We start from the raw sequence: 17,712 nt of genomic DNA on the forward strand, positions 1-17,712 counted from the left end.
CAGGAAAACGGCGAGAAGCGTTTCCAGATAAACGCGCAGAACTGCGTCCACTGCAAGACCTGCGACATCAAGGACCCTTCACAGAACATCACCTGGGTGGCACCGGAAGGCGCTGGCGGCCCGACTTACCCGAATATGTAAATCGACTGTAGGAGCTGCTAAAGACTGCGATTACCATGCTGCCGCACCAAGGCCAATGGCGCTTTCACAGCCTTTGGCAGCTCAAAGTCCGCCCGATCCAGAAATGGCGTTTTAATGACGCCTTTTTTGTGCCTGGCAATCAGGCCGGCATGCGCATTTGTGCGCCCTCTTCCCCTGGGCTGCGCTCAAAGTAACGTTTGTATTCCCGACTGAATTGCGACGTGCTTTGGTAGCCGACCTTGTGCGCCACTTGTGCGACGCCCAAGCCTTCACCGACCAGCATCTGCTGGGCCTTGAGCAGCCGAAGACGCTTGAGGTACTGCACGGGTGACAACAGCGTGCTGCGCTTGAAATGCTCGTGAAAGGTCGACGCGCTCATGTTCGCGCAACTCGCCAGCTCATCGACGCTCAGCGACTCATCATAATGATCGTGGAGGTGCTGCAACGATGCAGCAATTCGAGCGAAGTGCCCCTGCTGTTCGACCAGCGCACGCAGCACACCCGCCTGCGGCCCGCGCAAAGCGGCGTAAAACACCTCACGCACTCGCGCGCGCCCCATCACCTGACAGTCCAGCGGATCATGCAGGCACCGCAGCAAGCGCTCGACGCTTTCACGCATCTGCACGTCCAGCTTGGCGGATGTCATCGATTCTGGCGTCTGTGCCTTTACCGCGGCATCAGGCGGCAGCCCCATGGACTGCACCAACTCCCCCAACACAATGCGATCGATCGCAACCGACACGCCATATAAAGGCTCATCAACCGTAGCAAACGTCTCGCACATAAACGGTACCGACAGGGCCTGCACCAGGTAATGACCCGCGCCGTACTCCAGCGTCCGGGGCCCAAGCCGCGCCAGTTTGCTGCCCTGGGCAAGGATGACCAGGCTGGGCTCATAAATCTGCGGGCTGCTGGCGACATAGTGATCCCACGACATCGCTTGCACGCCAGGCAGCCGTGTGTCGACAAACCCAGGATACGGCGCCAACGGCTTGATCAGGGAAACGAGGGTGTTATTGAAATCCATAAAGTGAGTCGAGGGCATAGATGACCAGACAGAGGAATAGACACTGGCATCATCGCAGATAAGCCTGCGGCAACAAGCCATGATCGGCCAATGCCGGAGGATTAGGCATGACACCCGTAGGAATGGTCATGGCCGCGAACGACCGCCTTGCGGAGAATGGCCCACCTCACTTGTCATCTCTTTGCGAGGCTCCACATGTACACCGCTATCGGTTATGCCGCTCAATCGGCCACCACTCCCCTCGCCCCCATGACTTTCGAGCGCCGCAGCCCACGAGCCGATGATGTGGCCATCGAGATCATGTATTGCGGGGTCTGCCACTCCGACATTCACCAGGCACGTAATGAATGGGGCATCGCGGTTTATCCGTTGATGCCAGGTCATGAAATCGTCGGCAAGGTCACCGCGATTGGCGCTAACGTCAGCAACTACAAGGTCGGCGACCTGGTAGGCGTTGGCTGCATGGTCGACTCTTGCCGCCACTGCGAAGCCTGCGCGGCGGATCTGGAGCAGTACTGCCTCGAAGGCCCCACCCTGACGTACGCCACCCCGGACCGTATCGACGGCAGTAACACCATGGGTGGCTACTCCAACAGCATCGTGGTCAGCGAGCATTTCGTCGTTCGCATCCCGGAAAAACTGGACCTGGCCGCCGCCGCACCGATCCTTTGTGCAGGCATCACCACGTATTCGCCACTTAAGCATTACGGCGTGAAACCAGGCGACAAGGTCGGGATTCTTGGCATGGGCGGTCTGGGCCACATGGGCATCAAGTTCGCCAAAGCCATGGGCGCCGAAGTGACCCTGTTTACCCGCTCCGCCAGCAAGGCCGAAGAAGCGCGCCGTCAGGGCGCCGATCATGTGATCGTCTCCACTGATGCCGAACAGATGAAAGCCGCTGCCGGGCATTTCGATTTTCTGCTGGATACCATTCCGGTGCAGCACGACCTGAACCCCTACCTCGAAACCCTGCGTTTCGATGGCGTCCATATTCTAGTGGGTCTGATCGAACCGGTTGATCCTGCGCTGCACGCCGCCAATCTGGTGATGAAGCGTCGCGTGCTGGCTGGCTCGTTGATCGGTGGCATCGCAGAAACCCAGGAAGTGCTGGATTTCTGCGCTGAACATGGCATCACCTGTGACATCGAAATGCTCGACATCAAAAACATCAACGAGGCGTTCAGCCGCATGATTGCCGGCGACGTGAAGTACCGTTTCGTGATTGATATGGCAACGTTGAAGGCTTGACCCACGGCATAGTCGGGGGGGGGGGCATCCCTTAGAAGTGAACGCGTTCGCGAGGCGTCATGCCTGACACACCGCGATGGTCGCCTCGCCAACAAGTTGGCTCCTACAGGGAATTCAAAGACGGTGATTTACCCCCCCAACTCCGCCGACAACCGTGCCGCTACTTCTTTGATCAATGGCACCAGCTCTGCCATCTTTTCCAGCGGCATATACGGCACAGTGCTGGCAATACTGATACCGGCGACGATGTGCTTGCTCGCATCACGAACAGGCGCGGCCACGCAGCGAATCGACGGTTCGTTGTCTTCCAGATCAAACGCATAACCGCCCTGTACGTACTCGTGCATGCGCTGACAGACCTGTTCCCAGGATTGCTCCTGATGCGCAGGCCACAGCGGATTTCGCGCAGCGTCCGGCAAACTGACCTCATACAGCCGCTGCCATTCGCTTTCTGGACTGTCCAACAATAACGCCTTGCCGATGCCGGTGCGCGCAAGCGGCATGCGGTGCCCGACGCGCGAGCGCATTTCCGGGCCATTGCGCCCTGGATTCTTGTGCAGGTAAAGCACCTCGTCACCATCGCGCACCGCCAGATGCACCGTGTCGCCAGTCAACGCCGACAGCTCATCCAGAAAAGGCCGTGCCAGCATGGCCAAAGGCACTTCTTCACGCGCCTGAAAACCCAGTTCGATCAGTTTAGGGCCGAGCAAATAACCCACTTGTGGCAGCACCCGCAGGTAGCGCTCCTCAACCAGGCAACTGGCCAACCTGTGTGTGGTGCTGCGCGTGGTGCCGATCAGTCGGGCGATTTCCTTGAGGTCACGCGCGCCACTGGCCACCGCCTGTACCACGCCCAAACCGCGAAGCAAGGTTTGCGTCCCAGTGGGCGCGGGGTCTTTGCTTACAACGCTTGGGGTATCGGAAGTGTCTTGCATATCGCGCCTTATCCAATCAGAGAGCGGGAGGCATTATCGGCGCCAGCTCTAAGGCTTGCCAATCGTTACAGTTCGATACGTTCCACTTTGCCTACCAGCAAGATGTACGACAGCGCGCCCAGCAACGCCAACACCGCAATGTAGGTGATGGCCGGCGCGAACGAATCACCGCTGGCCAGGAAGCCAATGACGATCGGCGTGGCGATGGCCGCCAGGTTACCGATCAAATTGAACGTACCGCCCGTCAAACCCAGCAAACGCGCCGGCGCTAATGTCGAGACCAACGACCAGGTGATAGACGCCAACCCATTACCGAAGAACGCTAACGCCAAAAAGGTGATCACCAGCGGTGTCGATTCAACGTAGTTGGCACCGATGATCGAGGTTGAAATCAACAGGCCCGCAATAATCGGCAGCTTACGGGCGAAGCCGACGGTATAGCCTCGACGGATCAACCAGTCGGAAAAGAACCCCGAGCACAGCACGCCGACAAACGCTGCAAGAAACGGCAGCGAGGCCAGCAGACCCGACTTGATGAAGTCCATACCGCGATATTTCACCAGGTAGGTCGGGAACCACGTCAGGAAGAACCACAGCGTGGAGTTTAGGCAGAACTGGCCCAGATAAATGCCCCACAGCTTGCGTTTGCTCAGCACAATCCCAAGGTCGAGCCAACTGAAACCCTGCTTGGCTTTTGCAGTATCGGCCTGAATATCGACCAGCCCACCACCCTCGGTAATTAGCTCGATTTCAGCTTGATTGGCCCCTTTGAAATCACGCGGCTCGCGGTACACCATGAACCAGATCGCGGCCCAAAGCACGCCCACGGCACCGGTCGCGACAAACACCATGTGCCAGCCGTAATAGGTTTGCAGCCACGCCAGCACGGGTGTCAGAAACGCCAGGCCAACGAATTGCCCTGACGTGTAAAAACCAACCGCCGTCGCTCGCTCGCGCTCAGGAAACCAGGTGGTGACGACACGGCTGTTGATCGGATACGCCGGCGCTTCGAGCGCGCCAACCAGCATGCGCAGGATAAACAGACCGATGAAGCTGCCAACAAAGCCGAGCATGATGGTGGCCAGCGACCACAGGGCCAGCGCAACAGTGTAAAGAATGCGCGGTGGCACGCGGTCCACCAGCCAGCCGCCAGGCAGTTGCATTGCGACGTAGGTCCAGCCGAAGGCTGAAAAGATCAAGCCCACGTGGACCGGGTCGATGCCCAACTCGCTGGTCAGTGCTGGCGCGGCAATGGACAGGTTGCTGCGGTCCAGGTAGTTGATGACCACCGTGATGAACAGCAGCACCATGATGAAGAAACGTTTACGGGTCGGCGTGGCGGTCGTGGCCCGCGCCTGGGCAAGGGTTTGTGTGCGCATGGATCATGCCTCTTTTTATGGTTATTTGAGGTCAGGAAAAACACTGGAACATTGCAAATCCGTAGGAGCCTTTGAAGGTTGCGATCAAGCTATCGCAGCCTGCGGCAGCTCCTACAAAAACTGCCGCTAGCTGGAATCACCACTCGGCAAAACTGCCATCGGCATGACGCCAGATCGGGTTGCGCCAACGGTGGCCGATGGCGGCGCGCTCCTTGACGTACTCCTCATTGATCTCGATACCCAGGCCCGGACCGTTGGGGATTTTCACCATGCCCTTGTCGTAGTCGAAGACTTGCGGGTTCTTGATGTAATCGAGCAGGTCGTTGCTTTCGTTGTAATGGATGCCCAGGCTCTGCTCCTGGATGAACGCGTTGTAACAAACCGCGTCCAGTTGCAGGCAAGCCGCTAGTGCAATCGGGCCCAACGGGCAATGCAGCGCCAGCGCGACGTCGTAGGCTTCGGCCATGTTGGCGATCTTGCGGGTTTCAGTGATACCGCCTGCATGGGAAGCATCAGGCTGGATGATGTCGACATAGCCCTCGCTCAGGACCCGCTTGAAATCCCAGCGCGAGAACAGACGCTCGCCCAACGCAATCGGCGTACTGGTCAACGGCGCCAGCTCTTTAAGCGCTTCGTAGTTTTCGCTGAGCACCGGCTCTTCGATGAACATCAGCTTGTAGGGATCAAGCTCCTTCATCAGCACCTTGGCCATCGGCTTATGTACCCGGCCATGGAAGTCGACGCCGATGCCGACGTTCGGGCCTACCGCATCACGCACGGCGGCGACGTTGGCCAGCGCCATGTCCACTTTGTCGAAGGTGTCGAGAAATTGCAGTTCTTCAGTGCCGTTCATTTTCACGGCAGTGAAACCCCGCTCGACTGCTTCCTTGGCGGCCCGCGCGGTATCGGCGGGACGGTCGCCGCCAATCCATGAGTACACGCGAATCTTGTCCCGCACCTGGCCACCCAGCAGATCACTGACTGACACACCGAGCGCCTTACCCTTGATGTCCCACAAGGCTTGATCAATGCCCGCCAGCGCGCTCATGTGAATGGCGCCGCCACGGTAGAAACCGCCGCGATACAGCACCGTCCAGATGTCTTCGATATTGCGTGGGTCTTTGCCGATCAAGTAGTCGGACAACTCTTCGACGGCGGCGGCAACGGTGTGCGCGCGTCCTTCAACAACAGGCTCGCCCCAACCGGTAACGCCCTGATCCGTTTCGACTTTCAGAAAGCACCAGCGCGGCGGGACGATGAAGGTCGTGAGTTTAGTGATTTTCATCTTTCTCTCTCTTATTCAAAGATGCGTGTTCGAGGGTGCTTGATTACTGGCCGTTTTCGGCCTGGCGCGATTGCTTCCAGGCCGCTACGTAAGCACTGGCGCGTTCGGCCACCTCTTCGGCAGTCATGCCGGGCTTGAACAACCCTGAGCCCAGACCAAAACCTGACACGCCTGCGTCGAGGAAGACTTTCATGTTGTCCACCGTGATGCCGCCCACCGGAACCAGCGCCGTGCCGCTTGGCAATACCGCCAGCCAGGCCTTGACCACTGCGGGGCCCATTTGCTCGGCCGGGAACATTTTCAGTACATCGGCGCCGTTAGCCAGTGCGGCAAAGGCTTCGGTCGGCGTGGCGACGCCGGGCGACAAAAACAGACCTTCGGCCTTGGCTGCGCGTAGTACCTCAGGGTCGCTGTGTGGCATGACAATGACTTGCCCGCCCGCCTCCTTCACCCACCGCACCTGCTCTGGTGTCAGCACGGTGCCAGCGCCGATCAGGCAATCGGCGGGAAGGCTCTGACGCAGCAACCGAATACTGTCGTACGGCTGGGGTGAATTAAGCGGGACTTCGATGACCCGAAAACCGGCCTTGTACAGGACATCGCCAATAGCAGGCGCTTCTTCGGGGCGCAGACCACGCAGGATGGCAATCAGACCGTTTTGCACGAGGGCTTGCTTGAGCATGTCAGTTCTCTACGTGATAACGCGGTTGAGTGGAGACGAGCAAACCGGCCTGAACCGCGACTTGCCACAGACCGTGTTCAGTCGCTTGTTGGGCCAACGTCACTTGGGTAAACCCGCAATCGTGCAGCGCACGCTGATAACGCACCAGCAACGGGTCGCTGCCGATGAGGATGACCGCAGGCAATGGTTTGCCGGACGCTTGAAGCAAGGCTCGCAAAGCGACCAGTTCATGACCGATCAGCAGGCCGGACAGATAATCGGGTTGCGCACTGCCAGCCAACTCACCGATCAGGCCCAGGGTTCGGCAACTGAAGACGGTGGAGAGTGGCCCGGCAGCGCCGCTTGGCGACAACGCCACCGCTACGCCGCGCTCGAACGCGACCTCATCGAAGACGTCGCTGCGCTGCATAGTGCGGCCCAGAATGGTATGAGCAGATAACGCGGCGTAGACCTCGCCGGTCATGAAGGTGTCGAAGTGGACGATGCAGCCCTTGACGACTCGCACCCATTTGGAATGGCTACCGGGTAGGCCAATCAGCAACGGCGCCTCGGTGATCTGGTCATCCAACATGCTCAGAACACCCAAGACCTGGGTCTCTTCACCGCGCATGACATTGGGCAGCACCGAGCGTTGCAGCACGCCGGGGATGATGTGTACATCCACCCCACGCACGCTGCGCACCGTGACCAGGGCGCAACTGAGTGCGGACACATCGGCAGGGGTCTCGCGATACGCTGCTTCACGCCAGCCTTGCGCACTGCCGACCATGCCGCAGGCGATCACCGGAAGATCCGGCCGGGCATCGAGCCAGTCGCCACAGGCCAGATCGAAAGCCAGCTCAAACCCATCACTGCACAGGGCACCCGCAATCAGGCGGGGGGTTGACGGTAGCTGCATGATACCGGCGCTCAATGCGCGTTGTTCCAGAACTCGGCCTCGCTCGCCAAGCCGATAAGCACGAAGGGAGGTTGTTCCCCAATCGAGCGCGATCAATTGCGCCTGCATTGCTTCACCTGATTGTTATTGATGAGTGAGTGCGAGACGACTATAAACCTGAGCAAAGATAAATCTCAATATATAACTTTAAATCTCATATATTGGGATTAAAAAAGAACTGACTGATCGTCAGATCAAGCAAATGTTTCTCCTGGGCTGCGGCATAATCTGCAGCACCAACGCGCCACCATCGCCATCCGTCCTCAGCACGGAAGGTGGTAACCATTGCGTTGTTTCCCTCACTCTATGTTCCCTGCCGCTCGTGATGGCCTGTCCGGTCGCCACGAACCGTCGTGCTGTGCAATCGGCTGGACTCCATCTGCAAAAGGACCCGTAAGATGAAGAGATTTCCCGTGTTCGACAGCCTGTGTGGGCTCTGTGCGCTGACACTTATCGTTCACCATTCACACATCGAACGCAGCTTCACGGAACTGGCGCTGTTCAGGAACGCCAGCTACTTCGTCGAGCTGTTTTTTGCCATCAGTGGCTTCCTGATCTATCGCCACTACATGAATCACCTCGCAACGCCACGCCAACTGCGTGACTTCGTCATCACCCAAACGTGCAGGGTTTATCCACTGCACGTGTTCATGCTGGTCGTGTTTATCGGTTTTGAATGCGCCAAGCTGGTACTCGAACGCTACGGCATGTCGCTCAACAGCGCGGCCTTCAGCGGCGACCGGGCGCCAGCAGAAATCCTGCCCAATCTGCTACTGATCCAGGCCTGGTGGCCAGGGTTCAACGCCCTGTCGTTCAACTATCCATCGTGGGCGGTCAGTGTTCAGTACTACCTGGCCTTGCTGTTCGCGCTGATCGTTTTCCTGGTACCCGCTCTGGCTCGCAAAATCCTGACCCTGCTGGCAGTTTTGTCGTTTGTGGCACTGTTTGTGGAAACACCGTTGCTCACGCCTAACCTGCAATGGGGCGCGGCTGCTTTCTTCGGCGGAGCCCTTACCTATCGCGTTTATCTTCGATTACACGACTTCGCGCCGGGACGCTTGCTCGCCAGCGTGCTCGAAATTGCCATCCTCGCGCTGATCTACGTGATCATGACCGAGGGCGAAAAACCGTTGACGCTCGAACTGGCGCTGCTGTTCTGCGTGGCGGTCCTGATATTCGCGTTTGAAGCGGGAGTGGTCTCGCAGCTACTGCGGCTGCGGCCATTCAGGTGGCTGGGCAAGCTGTGGTTGTCGATTTATATGACCCACGCTGCGGTGATATTCGCAGTCGGCACCGCCTTGCAAATCATCGCCAAGCGCACCGGCACAACACTGTTTGCCGACCTACCTGGGGACGCGGCGGGGACGATGGTGCGTTACGTGAGCACTGGCACGGGCATCAATGACAACCTGATCATGGTGTTCCTGATCGTCACCGTTGTAGTGGTGTCGATGCTGACCTATCGGTATGTCGAGGCGCAAGGCGTGCTGCTCGGTAAGCGCTGGAAGGCCGGTAAAATTGTCGACCGGCGTCAGGGGCCAGACGCCAGTCGTTCGATCTGATCAATTGTTTCATGCATAAAAAACCGCCATTGAAGGCGGTTTTCGATGTCCGGTATCAGCGCTGCATCAGCGTTCCAGCAGGATACGCAGCATGCGACGCAGCGGTTCGGCCGCGCCCCACAGCAGTTGGTCACCAACGGTAAATGCGCCCAGGTATTGCGAACCCATATTCAACTTGCGCAGACGCCCCACCGGAACGTTCAGCGTACCGGTCACTGACGTCGGGCTCAGCTCCTGAATGCTCGCTTCACGGGTATTAGGCACCAGTTTCACCCACGGGTTGTGCTGGCTGATCATGCCTTCGATATCGGCAATCGGTACGTCTTTGTTGAGCTTGATCGTCAGCGCCTGGCTGTGGCAACGCATGGCGCCAATGCGCACGCAGATACCGTCCACCGGAATCGGGCTCTTGAAGCGGCCGAGGATCTTGTTGGTCTCGGCCTGGCCTTTCCACTCTTCACGGCTCTGGCCGTTTGGCAACTCTTTGTCGATCCATGGGATCAGGCTGCCAGCCAGTGGCACGCCGAAGTTCTCGGTGGGGAACGCTTCACTGCGCATGGCTTCGGCCACTTTGCGATCGATGTCCAGAATCGCGCTGGCAGGATTTGCCAGCTCATCGGCAACCGATGCGTTGATCGCACCCATCTGCTTGATCAGCTCACGCATGTTCTGCGCGCCGGCACCGGAGGCTGCCTGGTAGGTCATGACGTTCATCCACTCGACCAGACCGGCCTCGAACAAACCGCCCAACCCCATCAGCATCAGGCTTACCGTGCAGTTGCCACCGATGTAGTTTTTGGTGCCGGCGTCCAGTTGCTGGTCGATGACCTTGCGGTTTACCGGATCAAGGATGATCACTGCATCGTCGTGCATACGCAGCGATGAGGCCGCATCGATCCAATAACCCTGCCAGCCGGCTTCACGCAGCTTCGGGAACACCTCATTAGTGTAGTCGCCGCCCTGGCAGGTCAGCACCACGTCGAGGGTCTTGAGATCGTCGATGCTGTATGCATCCTTGAGCGGTGCAATGTCCTTGCCCACCGATGGACCTTGTCCACCGACGTTGGACGTGGTGAAAAAAACCGGCTCGATCAGATCGAAATCCTGCTCTTCCAGCATCCGCTGCATGAGCACGGAACCAACCATACCGCGCCAACCGACCAGACCTACACGTTTCATCGCAACTACACCTTAACTAAAAGTGGGGCCCCTTACGGAGCGAATCGAAATGCGCTTGTGCTCCGCCGCCTCGACTCGATCTCGTGGTAGTGGGCCCGGGATATTACAGATTGCGCAGCGCGGCGACTACGGCATCACCCATTTCCTGCGTACCGACTTGAGCATTACCGATGGACCAGATGTCGCCAGTGCGCAAACCTTGGTCCAGCACCAGGCTGACAGCCTTCTCGATCGCATCGGCGGCGGCCAACTGGTTAAAGCTGTAACGCAACATCATCGACACCGAAAGAATGGTCGCCAACGGGTTGGCCACGCCTTTGCCGGCGATGTCTGGCGCCGAACCGTGACAAGGCTCGTACATGCCCTTGTTGTATGCATCCAGTGACGCCGAGGGCAGCATGCCGATGGAACCCGTGAGCATCGACGCTTCGTCGGAGAGAATGTCACCGAACAGGTTGTCAGTGACGATCACGTCAAATTGCTTCGGCGCACGCACCAATTGCATGGCGGCATTATCGACGTACATGTGGCTCAGTTCGACGTCCGGGTAATCCTTGGCCACTTCCTCGACCACTTCACGCCACAGTTGGCTGGAGGCCAGGACATTGGCCTTGTCCACTGAGCACAACTTCTTGCCACGCACCCGCGCCATGTCGAAACCGACAAGGGCAATACGGCGGATTTCGCTTTCGCTGTACGGCAGCGTGTCATAGGCCTGACGCTCACCATTCTCCAATTCGCCGGTGCCGCGTGGCGAGCCAAAATAGATGCCGCCGGTCAGTTCGCGCACGATCAGGATGTCCAGACCGGAAACGATTTCCGGCTTCAGACTCGACGCGTCGGCCAGTTGCGGATAAAGGATGGCCGGGCGCAGGTTGGCGAACAGGCCCAGTTGCGAGCGAATCTTCAACAGGCCCCGTTCAGGGCGGATATCACGCTCGATGGCATCCCACTTAGGCCCGCCGACTGCGCCAAGCAATACGGCGTCAGCCTTGCGCGCACGCTCCAGCGTCTCGTCAGCCAGCGGAACGCCATGCTTGTCGATTGCCGCGCCGCCGATCAGGTCGTGGGTTAATTCGAACCCCAATGAGTACTTGTCATTGGCCTGCTCCAGCACCTTGACCGCTTCGGCCATGATTTCCGGACCAATGCCATCACCTGGAAGAATCAGAATCTGCTTGCTCATAATGTCCTCGTTGAAATGAGTGCGGCGCTAGCAAGAGCGCTGATAAAATCTGCGAATATTCTGATCTGTAGGAGCGAATTTATTCGCGAGGCGCTAGATCTGACACGCCACCCTGACGCCTCGCCAACAAGTTGGCTCCTACAGAACGCATCAAGGCATACCCGTTTACCTGAACAACCACGGCTGGCTCGCACGGTGTTTGCTTTCGAACGTCGCAATCGCATCGCCGTCCACCAGCGTCAGGCCGATGTCGTCAAGGCCGTTCAACAGACAATGCTTGCGAAACGCGTCGATCTCAAAACTCAGAACCTTACCGTCTGGACGGGTCACGGTCTGCGATGCCAGATCAACATTCAGTTGGTATCCCGGTGTCGCTTCGACCTGCTTGAACAACTCGTCAACATCAGCTTCGTTCAGAATGATCGGCAGCAAACCATTTTTGAAACTGTTGTTGAAAAAAATATCAGCATAGCTCGGCGCGATGATTGCACGGAAACCATACTCCTCCAGCGCCCAAGGTGCATGCTCGCGGCTAGAGCCGCAACCGAAGTTTTCACGGGCCAGCAACACACTGGCGCCTTGATAGCGCGCATTGTTGAGCACGAAGTCAGGGTTCAGCGGACGCCTGGAGTTGTCCTGATACGGTTGCCCCACATCCAGATAACGCCATTCATCGAACAGATTGGGGCCGAACCCCGTACGCTTGATCGATTTGAGAAACTGCTTGGGGATGATCTGGTCGGTGTCGACGTTGGCGCGATCCAGAGGAGCAACCATGCCGGTGTGTTGAGTAAAGGCTTTCATGTTGGGCTCCTTATTGCTGGCTCATGCTGCGAACGTCGACGAAACGACCATTAACCGCGGCAGCTGCCGCCATCGCCGGGCTGACCAGGTGAGTACGGCCACCGGCGCCCTGACGGCCTTCGAAATTGCGGTTGGACGTGGACGCACAATGCTCACCGCTTTCCAAACGGTCGGGGTTCATCGCCAGACACATCGAGCAACCCGGCTCGCGCCATTCGAAACCGGCGTCAATGAAGATTTTGTCCAAACCTTCTTTCTCCGCCTGTGCTTTCACCAGACCCGACCCCGGCACCACAATGGCTTGCTTGATGGTCGAAGCCACCTTGCGACCCTTGGCGATGTCTGCGGCGGCGCGCAGGTCTTCAATCCGCGAGTTGGTGCAGGACCCAATGAACACACGGTCCAGTTGGATATCAGTGATTGCCTGATTGGCTTTGAGCCCCATGTACTTCAGGGCCCGCTCGATGGAATCACGCTTGACCAGGTCAGGTTCTTTCTCAGGGTCAGGAACATTCTGATCAACAGCCAGGACCATTTCCGGTGAGGTGCCCCAACTGACTTGTGGCTTGATCTGCGCGGCATCAAGCTCAACCACCTTGTCGAACACCGCATCGTCGTCAGAGACCAGATCTTTCCAGGCCTCGACGGCCATGTCCCATTGATCGCCCTTCGGTGCAAACGGACGGCCCTTGACGTAAGCGATGGTTTTTTCGTCTGTGGCGACCAGGCCCACACGAGCGCCACCTTCGATGGACATGTTGCAGATGGTCATGCGGCCTTCGACCGACAGGTCACGAATCGCGCTACCGGCGAATTCAATCGCGTGACCATTGCCGCCTGCGGTACCGATCTTGCCGATGATTGCCAGCACGATGTCTTTGGCGGTGACACCAAACGGCAATTTGCCTTCAACGCGCACCAGCATGTTTTTCATTTTTTTGGCGACCAGGCACTGCGTGGCGAGCACATGCTCAACCTCAGAAGTGCCGATACCATGGGCCAGAGCGCCAAACGCACCGTGAGTCGAGGTGTGCGAGTCGCCGCAGACCACGGTCATGCCGGGCAAGGTCGCGCCCTGCTCCGGGCCGATCACGTGAACGATGCCTTGACGCACGTCGTTCATCTTGAATTCGGTGATGCCGTATTCGTCGCAGTTGTCGTCCAGGGTCTTGACCTGCAAACGCGACACCAGATCGACGATGGCATCTACGCCGTCCTTACGCTCAGGGGTAGTGGGCACATTATGGTCGGCAGTCGCGATGTTGGCGTCGATGCGCCAAGGCTTGCGCCCAGCCAGACGCAGGCCCTCGAAGGCTTGCGGAGAGGTCACTTCGTGGATGATGTGACGATCGATATAAAGCAGCGCCGAACCATCGTCGCGCTGCTTGACCAAATGCGAATCCCAGAGCTTGTCGTAAAGCGTTTTGCCGGCCATCAGACGGTTTCCTCATCAGCTTGTTTCTATGCCGCGGTCATCGACAGGCAATAACCCTTGGCTTGTAAGGGTGATGCTATGGAATATGCTTAAATAACTCAAATTCATATTTTTTATGCTTTGCATAACCAACTGGAATTCGAGCATGGATCTGGCCAACCTTAATGCCTTTATTGCAATCGCCGAGACCGGCAGTTTTTCTGCGGCGGCTGAACGGCTGCACCTGACACAACCGGCGGTGAGCAAACGCATTGCCGGACTCGAACAGCAACTGAAGGTCAGATTGTTTGACCGGCTTGGCCGTGAAGTCGGTCTGACCGAGGCTGGGCGGGCGTTGTTGCCACGCGCGTATCAGATTTTGAACGTGCTGGACGACACCCGCCGCGCCCTGACCAACTTGACCGGCGAGGTCAGCGGACGCCTGACACTGGCAACCAGCCATCACATCGGCCTGCACCGCTTGCCTCCTTTATTACGTGAGTTCACCCGACGTTATCCCAACGTCGCGCTGGATATTCAGTTCCTCGATTCGGAAGTGGCCTACGAGGAAATCCTCCACGGGCGTGCAGAACTCGCCGTTATTACCCTTGCCCCACAACCTCATGCCCTGGTCAAAGCCGTGCCGGTGTGGGATGACCCACTGGATTTCGTCGCCGCCCCCGAGCACCCGCTGGCCAACAGCGGTGAGGTCACTCTGGCCGACATCGCCGCCTATCCAGCGGTGTTCCCTGGCGGCAATACCTTTACCCATCACATCGTCAGCGGGTTGTGCGAAGCACAAGGGGTCAAGCCGAACATCGCCATGAGTACCAACTACATGGAGACGATCAAGATGATGGTGTCCATCGGCCTGGCCTGGAGCGTATTACCCAGAACCATGCTCGATGAACAAGTTGCGCGCATTCCATTGCCAGGCATACAGCTCAATCGCCAGCTGGGCTACATCGTTCACACCGAGCGCACGCTGTCGAACGCCGCCCGGGCGTTTATGGCGTTATTGGACGCACAGGTCGAAGCTTGACGTTGTGAACCGATGAGACACCGACAGATTCTCGAATAGCGGGCGTCGAGAAACCTGAACCATTGGCGTTTCTGGCTGAATAAAACCGGACAATAAATGTGTATACATAAGAAAGGCGCCCGTTCAGGCGCCTTTCTTGATACTACCGCTACGACTCAGTGGGTCAGGGTTTTCTGACCATTGATCTGAATGCGCTTTGGTTTGGCCTCTTCGGGCACCAGACGCAACAGGTCGATGTTCAACAGACCGTTGGCCAACTCGGCATTTTTGACCTCTATATGGTCGGCAAGGCGGAACGACAGCTTGAACGCGCGCTGGGCGATGCCCTGATGCAGGAAGGTTACGCCTTCAGCGGTATTCTCGCGCTTGCCACCAGTGACCGTGAGCACGCCATTCTCGACCTGCAATTCCAGGTCTTCTTCCTGGAAACCCGCAGCCGCGATGACAATGCGGTATTGGTCATCTGCGTGTTTCTCGACGTTGTAGGGAGGATAGGTGCTCGCCGAATCGTTGCGTGCGGCCGATTCAAACAAGTCGTTGAAGCGGTCGAAACCAACGGAATGACGGAACAATGGAGCCAGGGAAAATGCAGTTGTCATTTGAATCTCTCCTGATAAATCAGCAAGTGGTGTGTCTGCGCGACCCGAATCCGGCATCGCGTAATCCCAAAATAAGGACTGTCACTTGTGTTTCAAGAGTCGCTTTAAAAAAATTTCGTCCGTTCAAGCCGCCTGTGTCTGACTGCCACCGAGCATCTGTCCGATGCGCTCGCAGTCGGTTTCGCGACGCAGGGCATCGAACAGCACCGTCGCTTCGGGGTAGCTTTTGGTCAACAGCACCACCCATTGCTTCAAGCGGCCTGGCGCCTGCACACGGGTCATCTTGCCTACCGCCTGCCGCCAGAACTCACGCAGCAGCGGTTGCAGTTCTGCCCAGGTCATTTCGACCACCTCCCTGCCCGCCTCCGCAGCTGCGATTTGCCGCGCCAGATCCGGCCGCGCCACCAGCCCTCGCCCGATCATGATGTCACGCGCACCACAGATTTCGCGGCAGCGCCGCCAGTCATCGACTGTCCAGATTTCGCCATTGGCAATGATCGGGATCTTCACCACATCCTGAATCCTGCCGATCCACTCCCAATGCGCAGGCGGCTTGTAGCCATCCACCTTGGTTCGTGCATGCACGACGATGTGCTCGGCGCCTCCCGCCTCAAGGGCGCGGGCACAATCAAGAGCAGGATCGGTATTGTCGAAGCCCAGCCGCATTTTCGCCGTAACCGGAATGTGCGCAGGAACGGCGCGGCGCACTTGGCTGATGATGTCGTGCAGCAGTTCAGGCTCTTTGAGCAATACGGCGCCGCCACGGGAGCGATTGACCGTTTTTGCCGGACAGCCAAAATTCAAGTCGATGACCGGCGCGCCCAACTCGGCAGCGTATGCAGCGTTTTCTGCCAGGCAGACCGGGTCGCAACCTAGCAACTGCACCCGCAAAGGCACGCCAGCGCGGGTCTTGGCGTCGGTCAGTAACTCGGAGGCAAACGTGTGGAAGTAGTGAGCCGGCAGCAAACGCTCGGTCACTCGGATGAACTCGGTCACGCACCAATCTATGCCGCCGACCTGAGTCAGTACGTCGCGAAGGATGTCATCGACCAGGCCTTCCATGGGCGCCAGGGCAATTTGCATGGATCACACTCGAAAAAAGTCTGGCAGTTTACGGGGCTGCGGCCCACTTGGGAACGGGCTCGCCGAGCTGCTCATTAAGATGTAACCGTTATCAGTGCTGATCCGTAGCCTTCGAGGAACTCGGCGGGCATACGCTTGGGTTTACCGCTGGACAGCTCGATGCAGACAAACGTGGTGTGTGCTCGCAACAGCGTGATTCCATCGCTGGGGCGCTTGAGCTGAAAGCGTCGAGTCATTTTCAAGCGCTGGTCCCAGTCGACAATCCAGGTTGCCAGTTGCAGTTCGTCGTCCTGATACGCGCTGGCGAGGTAGTCGATTTCGTGCCTGACCACCACCATCGCCCGATCAAGACGACGATATTCAGTCAAGTCCAGGCCCAACTGCTGCGAGTGGCGCCAGGCACAGCGCTCAAGCCAGGTCACATACACCGCATTGTTGGCGTGCCCCAATCCATCGATATCGTCCTCGACCACATTCAGATCGATGACGAATGGCGTTGCCAGATCCCAGACCATGCCCACTCCTGCCCTCATGAATTCGTGTCGCAAGCAGTGTAACGAAAAGCCACCACCGATAGACGCAGGATGTCGGACAGCTTAAACAACCGCCAACTTAGCGGCGCACGGACCATCACGGCGATGGTCTGCCAGTACGTTATCAGGCTACGCTCGCTAGCTCGCAAGCTTGAGCTTTTCTGTCGTTTGTACGCGCGCCAGAATGTGGGTTGGCGAGGGCCAGGAATGCAGCGAGCTTGTTGCGCCGCACCAGCAGGAAAAAGAAGGAGAAAACCGAAACCCCAAAAAAACAAAAGGGCCATTCAATAATCGAATGACCCTTGGTCTCGCAGAGCGAGAAATCGTGGCGTCCCCTAGGGGACTCGAACCCCTGTTACCGCCGTGAAAGGGCGGTGTCCTAGGCCACTAGACGAAGGGGACGCAAAACCTTCGAGCAAATTCGTCTTTACAACCTGACGAATCCTGACAAATTTGGTGGAGCTAAGCGGGATCGAACCGCTGACCTCCTGCATGCCATGCAGGCGCTCTCCCAGCTGAGCTATAGCCCCGAATTTACGCCTCTCGGCGGAGATCAACTAACGTTTCACTCGGTAAAACTGGCGTCCCCTAGGGGACTCGAACCCCTGTTACCGCCGTGAAAGGGCGGTGTCCTAGGCCACTAGACGAAGGGGACGCAAACCCTTCTATGCCTGAT

At 58.0% G+C, this 17,712-nt stretch carries 18 protein-coding genes and 3 tRNA genes; 4 read left to right on the plus strand and 17 right to left on the minus strand.

The window, feature by feature from the left end:
• The coding region (locus tag VGC62_RS17010; protein WP_331188262.1) for a 4Fe-4S dicluster domain-containing protein at positions 1-141 on the plus strand (141 nt) is incomplete at its 5' end.
• 139 nt (positions 142-280) lie between these two features.
• Here the strand turns inward: VGC62_RS17010 and VGC62_RS17015 are convergent.
• On the minus strand, positions 281-1,186 hold the full coding sequence (locus VGC62_RS17015) for an AraC family transcriptional regulator (RefSeq protein ID WP_331188245.1): 906 nt from the start codon (positions 1,184-1,186) through the stop codon (positions 281-283).
• Between the two features lie 177 nt (positions 1,187-1,363).
• Here VGC62_RS17015 and VGC62_RS17020 point away from each other — a divergent pair, with 177 nt between their 5' ends.
• Entirely contained in the window at positions 1,364-2,416 is a 1,053-nt protein-coding gene (locus VGC62_RS17020; RefSeq protein ID WP_331188246.1) for an NAD(P)-dependent alcohol dehydrogenase, read from the plus strand.
• Positions 2,417-2,544: 128 nt separating this feature from the next.
• Here VGC62_RS17020 and VGC62_RS17025 read toward each other — a convergent pair whose 3' ends face one another.
• The 6 genes from VGC62_RS17025 to VGC62_RS17050 all read right to left on the minus strand — a co-directional run bounded on the left by VGC62_RS17025 (position 2,545) and on the right by VGC62_RS17050 (position 7,920).
• On the minus strand, positions 2,545-3,351 hold the full coding sequence (locus VGC62_RS17025) for an IclR family transcriptional regulator (RefSeq protein WP_331188247.1): 807 nt from the start codon (positions 3,349-3,351) through the stop codon (positions 2,545-2,547).
• A 65-nt stretch (positions 3,352-3,416) separates the two neighbouring features.
• Entirely contained in the window at positions 3,417-4,730 is a 1,314-nt protein-coding gene (locus VGC62_RS17030) for an MFS transporter (protein WP_331188248.1), read from the minus strand.
• Between the two features lie 136 nt (positions 4,731-4,866).
• Positions 4,867-6,015 carry a galactonate dehydratase gene (gene dgoD / locus VGC62_RS17035; protein ID WP_331188249.1) on the minus strand — a complete coding sequence of 383 codons (1,149 nt, stop codon included), beginning with the start codon at positions 6,013-6,015 and terminating at the stop codon, positions 4,867-4,869.
• Positions 6,016-6,058: 43 nt separating this feature from the next.
• Positions 6,059-6,697 carry a 2-dehydro-3-deoxy-6-phosphogalactonate aldolase gene (locus tag VGC62_RS17040; protein WP_331188250.1) on the minus strand — a complete coding sequence of 213 codons (639 nt, stop codon included), beginning with the start codon at positions 6,695-6,697 and terminating at the stop codon, positions 6,059-6,061.
• A 1-nt stretch (position 6,698) separates the two neighbouring features.
• Positions 6,699-7,703 (minus strand): 2-dehydro-3-deoxygalactonokinase, encoded by a 1,005-nt coding sequence (locus tag VGC62_RS17045; protein WP_331188251.1) that lies wholly within the window; start codon positions 7,701-7,703, stop codon positions 6,699-6,701.
• Positions 7,704-7,788: 85 nt separating this feature from the next.
• Positions 7,789-7,920, minus strand: a complete 132-nt coding sequence (locus tag VGC62_RS17050; protein WP_331188252.1) for a hypothetical protein — start codon at positions 7,918-7,920, stop codon at positions 7,789-7,791.
• A 112-nt stretch (positions 7,921-8,032) separates the two neighbouring features.
• Between VGC62_RS17050 and VGC62_RS17055 the strand changes: the two genes are divergently transcribed.
• Positions 8,033-9,196, plus strand: a complete 1,164-nt coding sequence (locus VGC62_RS17055; RefSeq protein ID WP_331188253.1) for an acyltransferase — start codon at positions 8,033-8,035, stop codon at positions 9,194-9,196.
• Between the two features lie 66 nt (positions 9,197-9,262).
• On the opposite strand, the gene asd is transcribed toward VGC62_RS17055, so the two are convergent.
• The 4 genes from asd to leuC all read right to left on the minus strand — a co-directional run bounded on the left by asd (position 9,263) and on the right by leuC (position 13,800).
• Positions 9,263-10,375 (minus strand): aspartate-semialdehyde dehydrogenase, encoded by a 1,113-nt coding sequence (gene asd, locus VGC62_RS17060; RefSeq protein ID WP_331188254.1) that lies wholly within the window; start codon positions 10,373-10,375, stop codon positions 9,263-9,265.
• Positions 10,376-10,478: 103 nt separating this feature from the next.
• Positions 10,479-11,561: a 3-isopropylmalate dehydrogenase gene (leuB, locus tag VGC62_RS17065; protein WP_331188255.1), complete on the minus strand. Its 1,083-nt coding sequence runs from the start codon at positions 11,559-11,561 to the stop codon at positions 10,479-10,481.
• A gap of 165 nt (positions 11,562-11,726) precedes the next feature.
• Positions 11,727-12,365, minus strand: coding sequence for a 3-isopropylmalate dehydratase small subunit (gene leuD / locus VGC62_RS17070; protein WP_331188256.1), 639 nt, complete (start codon positions 12,363-12,365; stop codon positions 11,727-11,729).
• Positions 12,366-12,375: 10 nt separating this feature from the next.
• Positions 12,376-13,800, minus strand: coding sequence for a 3-isopropylmalate dehydratase large subunit (gene leuC, locus VGC62_RS17075; RefSeq protein ID WP_331188257.1), 1,425 nt, complete (start codon positions 13,798-13,800; stop codon positions 12,376-12,378).
• A 145-nt stretch (positions 13,801-13,945) separates the two neighbouring features.
• On the opposite strand from leuC, the gene VGC62_RS17080 reads away from it, so the two are divergent.
• A complete protein-coding gene (locus VGC62_RS17080) occupies positions 13,946-14,821 on the plus strand; it encodes a LysR family transcriptional regulator (protein WP_331188258.1) in 876 nt (291 codons plus the stop codon).
• Positions 14,822-14,976: 155 nt separating this feature from the next.
• Here VGC62_RS17080 and VGC62_RS17085 read toward each other — a convergent pair whose 3' ends face one another.
• The 6 genes from VGC62_RS17085 to VGC62_RS17110 form a co-directional block, all read right to left on the minus strand.
• Positions 14,977-15,420: an Hsp20 family protein gene (locus VGC62_RS17085; protein WP_331188259.1), complete on the minus strand. Its 444-nt coding sequence runs from the start codon at positions 15,418-15,420 to the stop codon at positions 14,977-14,979.
• A 123-nt stretch (positions 15,421-15,543) separates the two neighbouring features.
• Entirely contained in the window at positions 15,544-16,503 is a 960-nt protein-coding gene (locus VGC62_RS17090) for a tRNA-dihydrouridine synthase (RefSeq protein ID WP_331188260.1), read from the minus strand.
• A 74-nt stretch (positions 16,504-16,577) separates the two neighbouring features.
• Complete coding sequence (locus tag VGC62_RS17095; protein ID WP_331188261.1) at positions 16,578-17,018, minus strand: thioesterase family protein; 441 nt, start codon at positions 17,016-17,018, stop codon at positions 16,578-16,580.
• 344 nt (positions 17,019-17,362) lie between these two features.
• Positions 17,363-17,438 (minus strand) — tRNA-Glu (locus tag VGC62_RS17100).
• Positions 17,439-17,490: 52 nt separating this feature from the next.
• Positions 17,491-17,566: transfer RNA gene (locus tag VGC62_RS17105), tRNA-Ala, on the minus strand.
• A 49-nt stretch (positions 17,567-17,615) separates the two neighbouring features.
• Positions 17,616-17,691, minus strand: a tRNA-Glu gene (locus VGC62_RS17110).
• Positions 17,692-17,712 lie beyond the last annotated feature (21 nt).

This window comes from Pseudomonas sp. (assembly GCF_036404235.1).
GTDB lineage: Bacteria > Pseudomonadota > Gammaproteobacteria > Pseudomonadales > Pseudomonadaceae > Aquipseudomonas.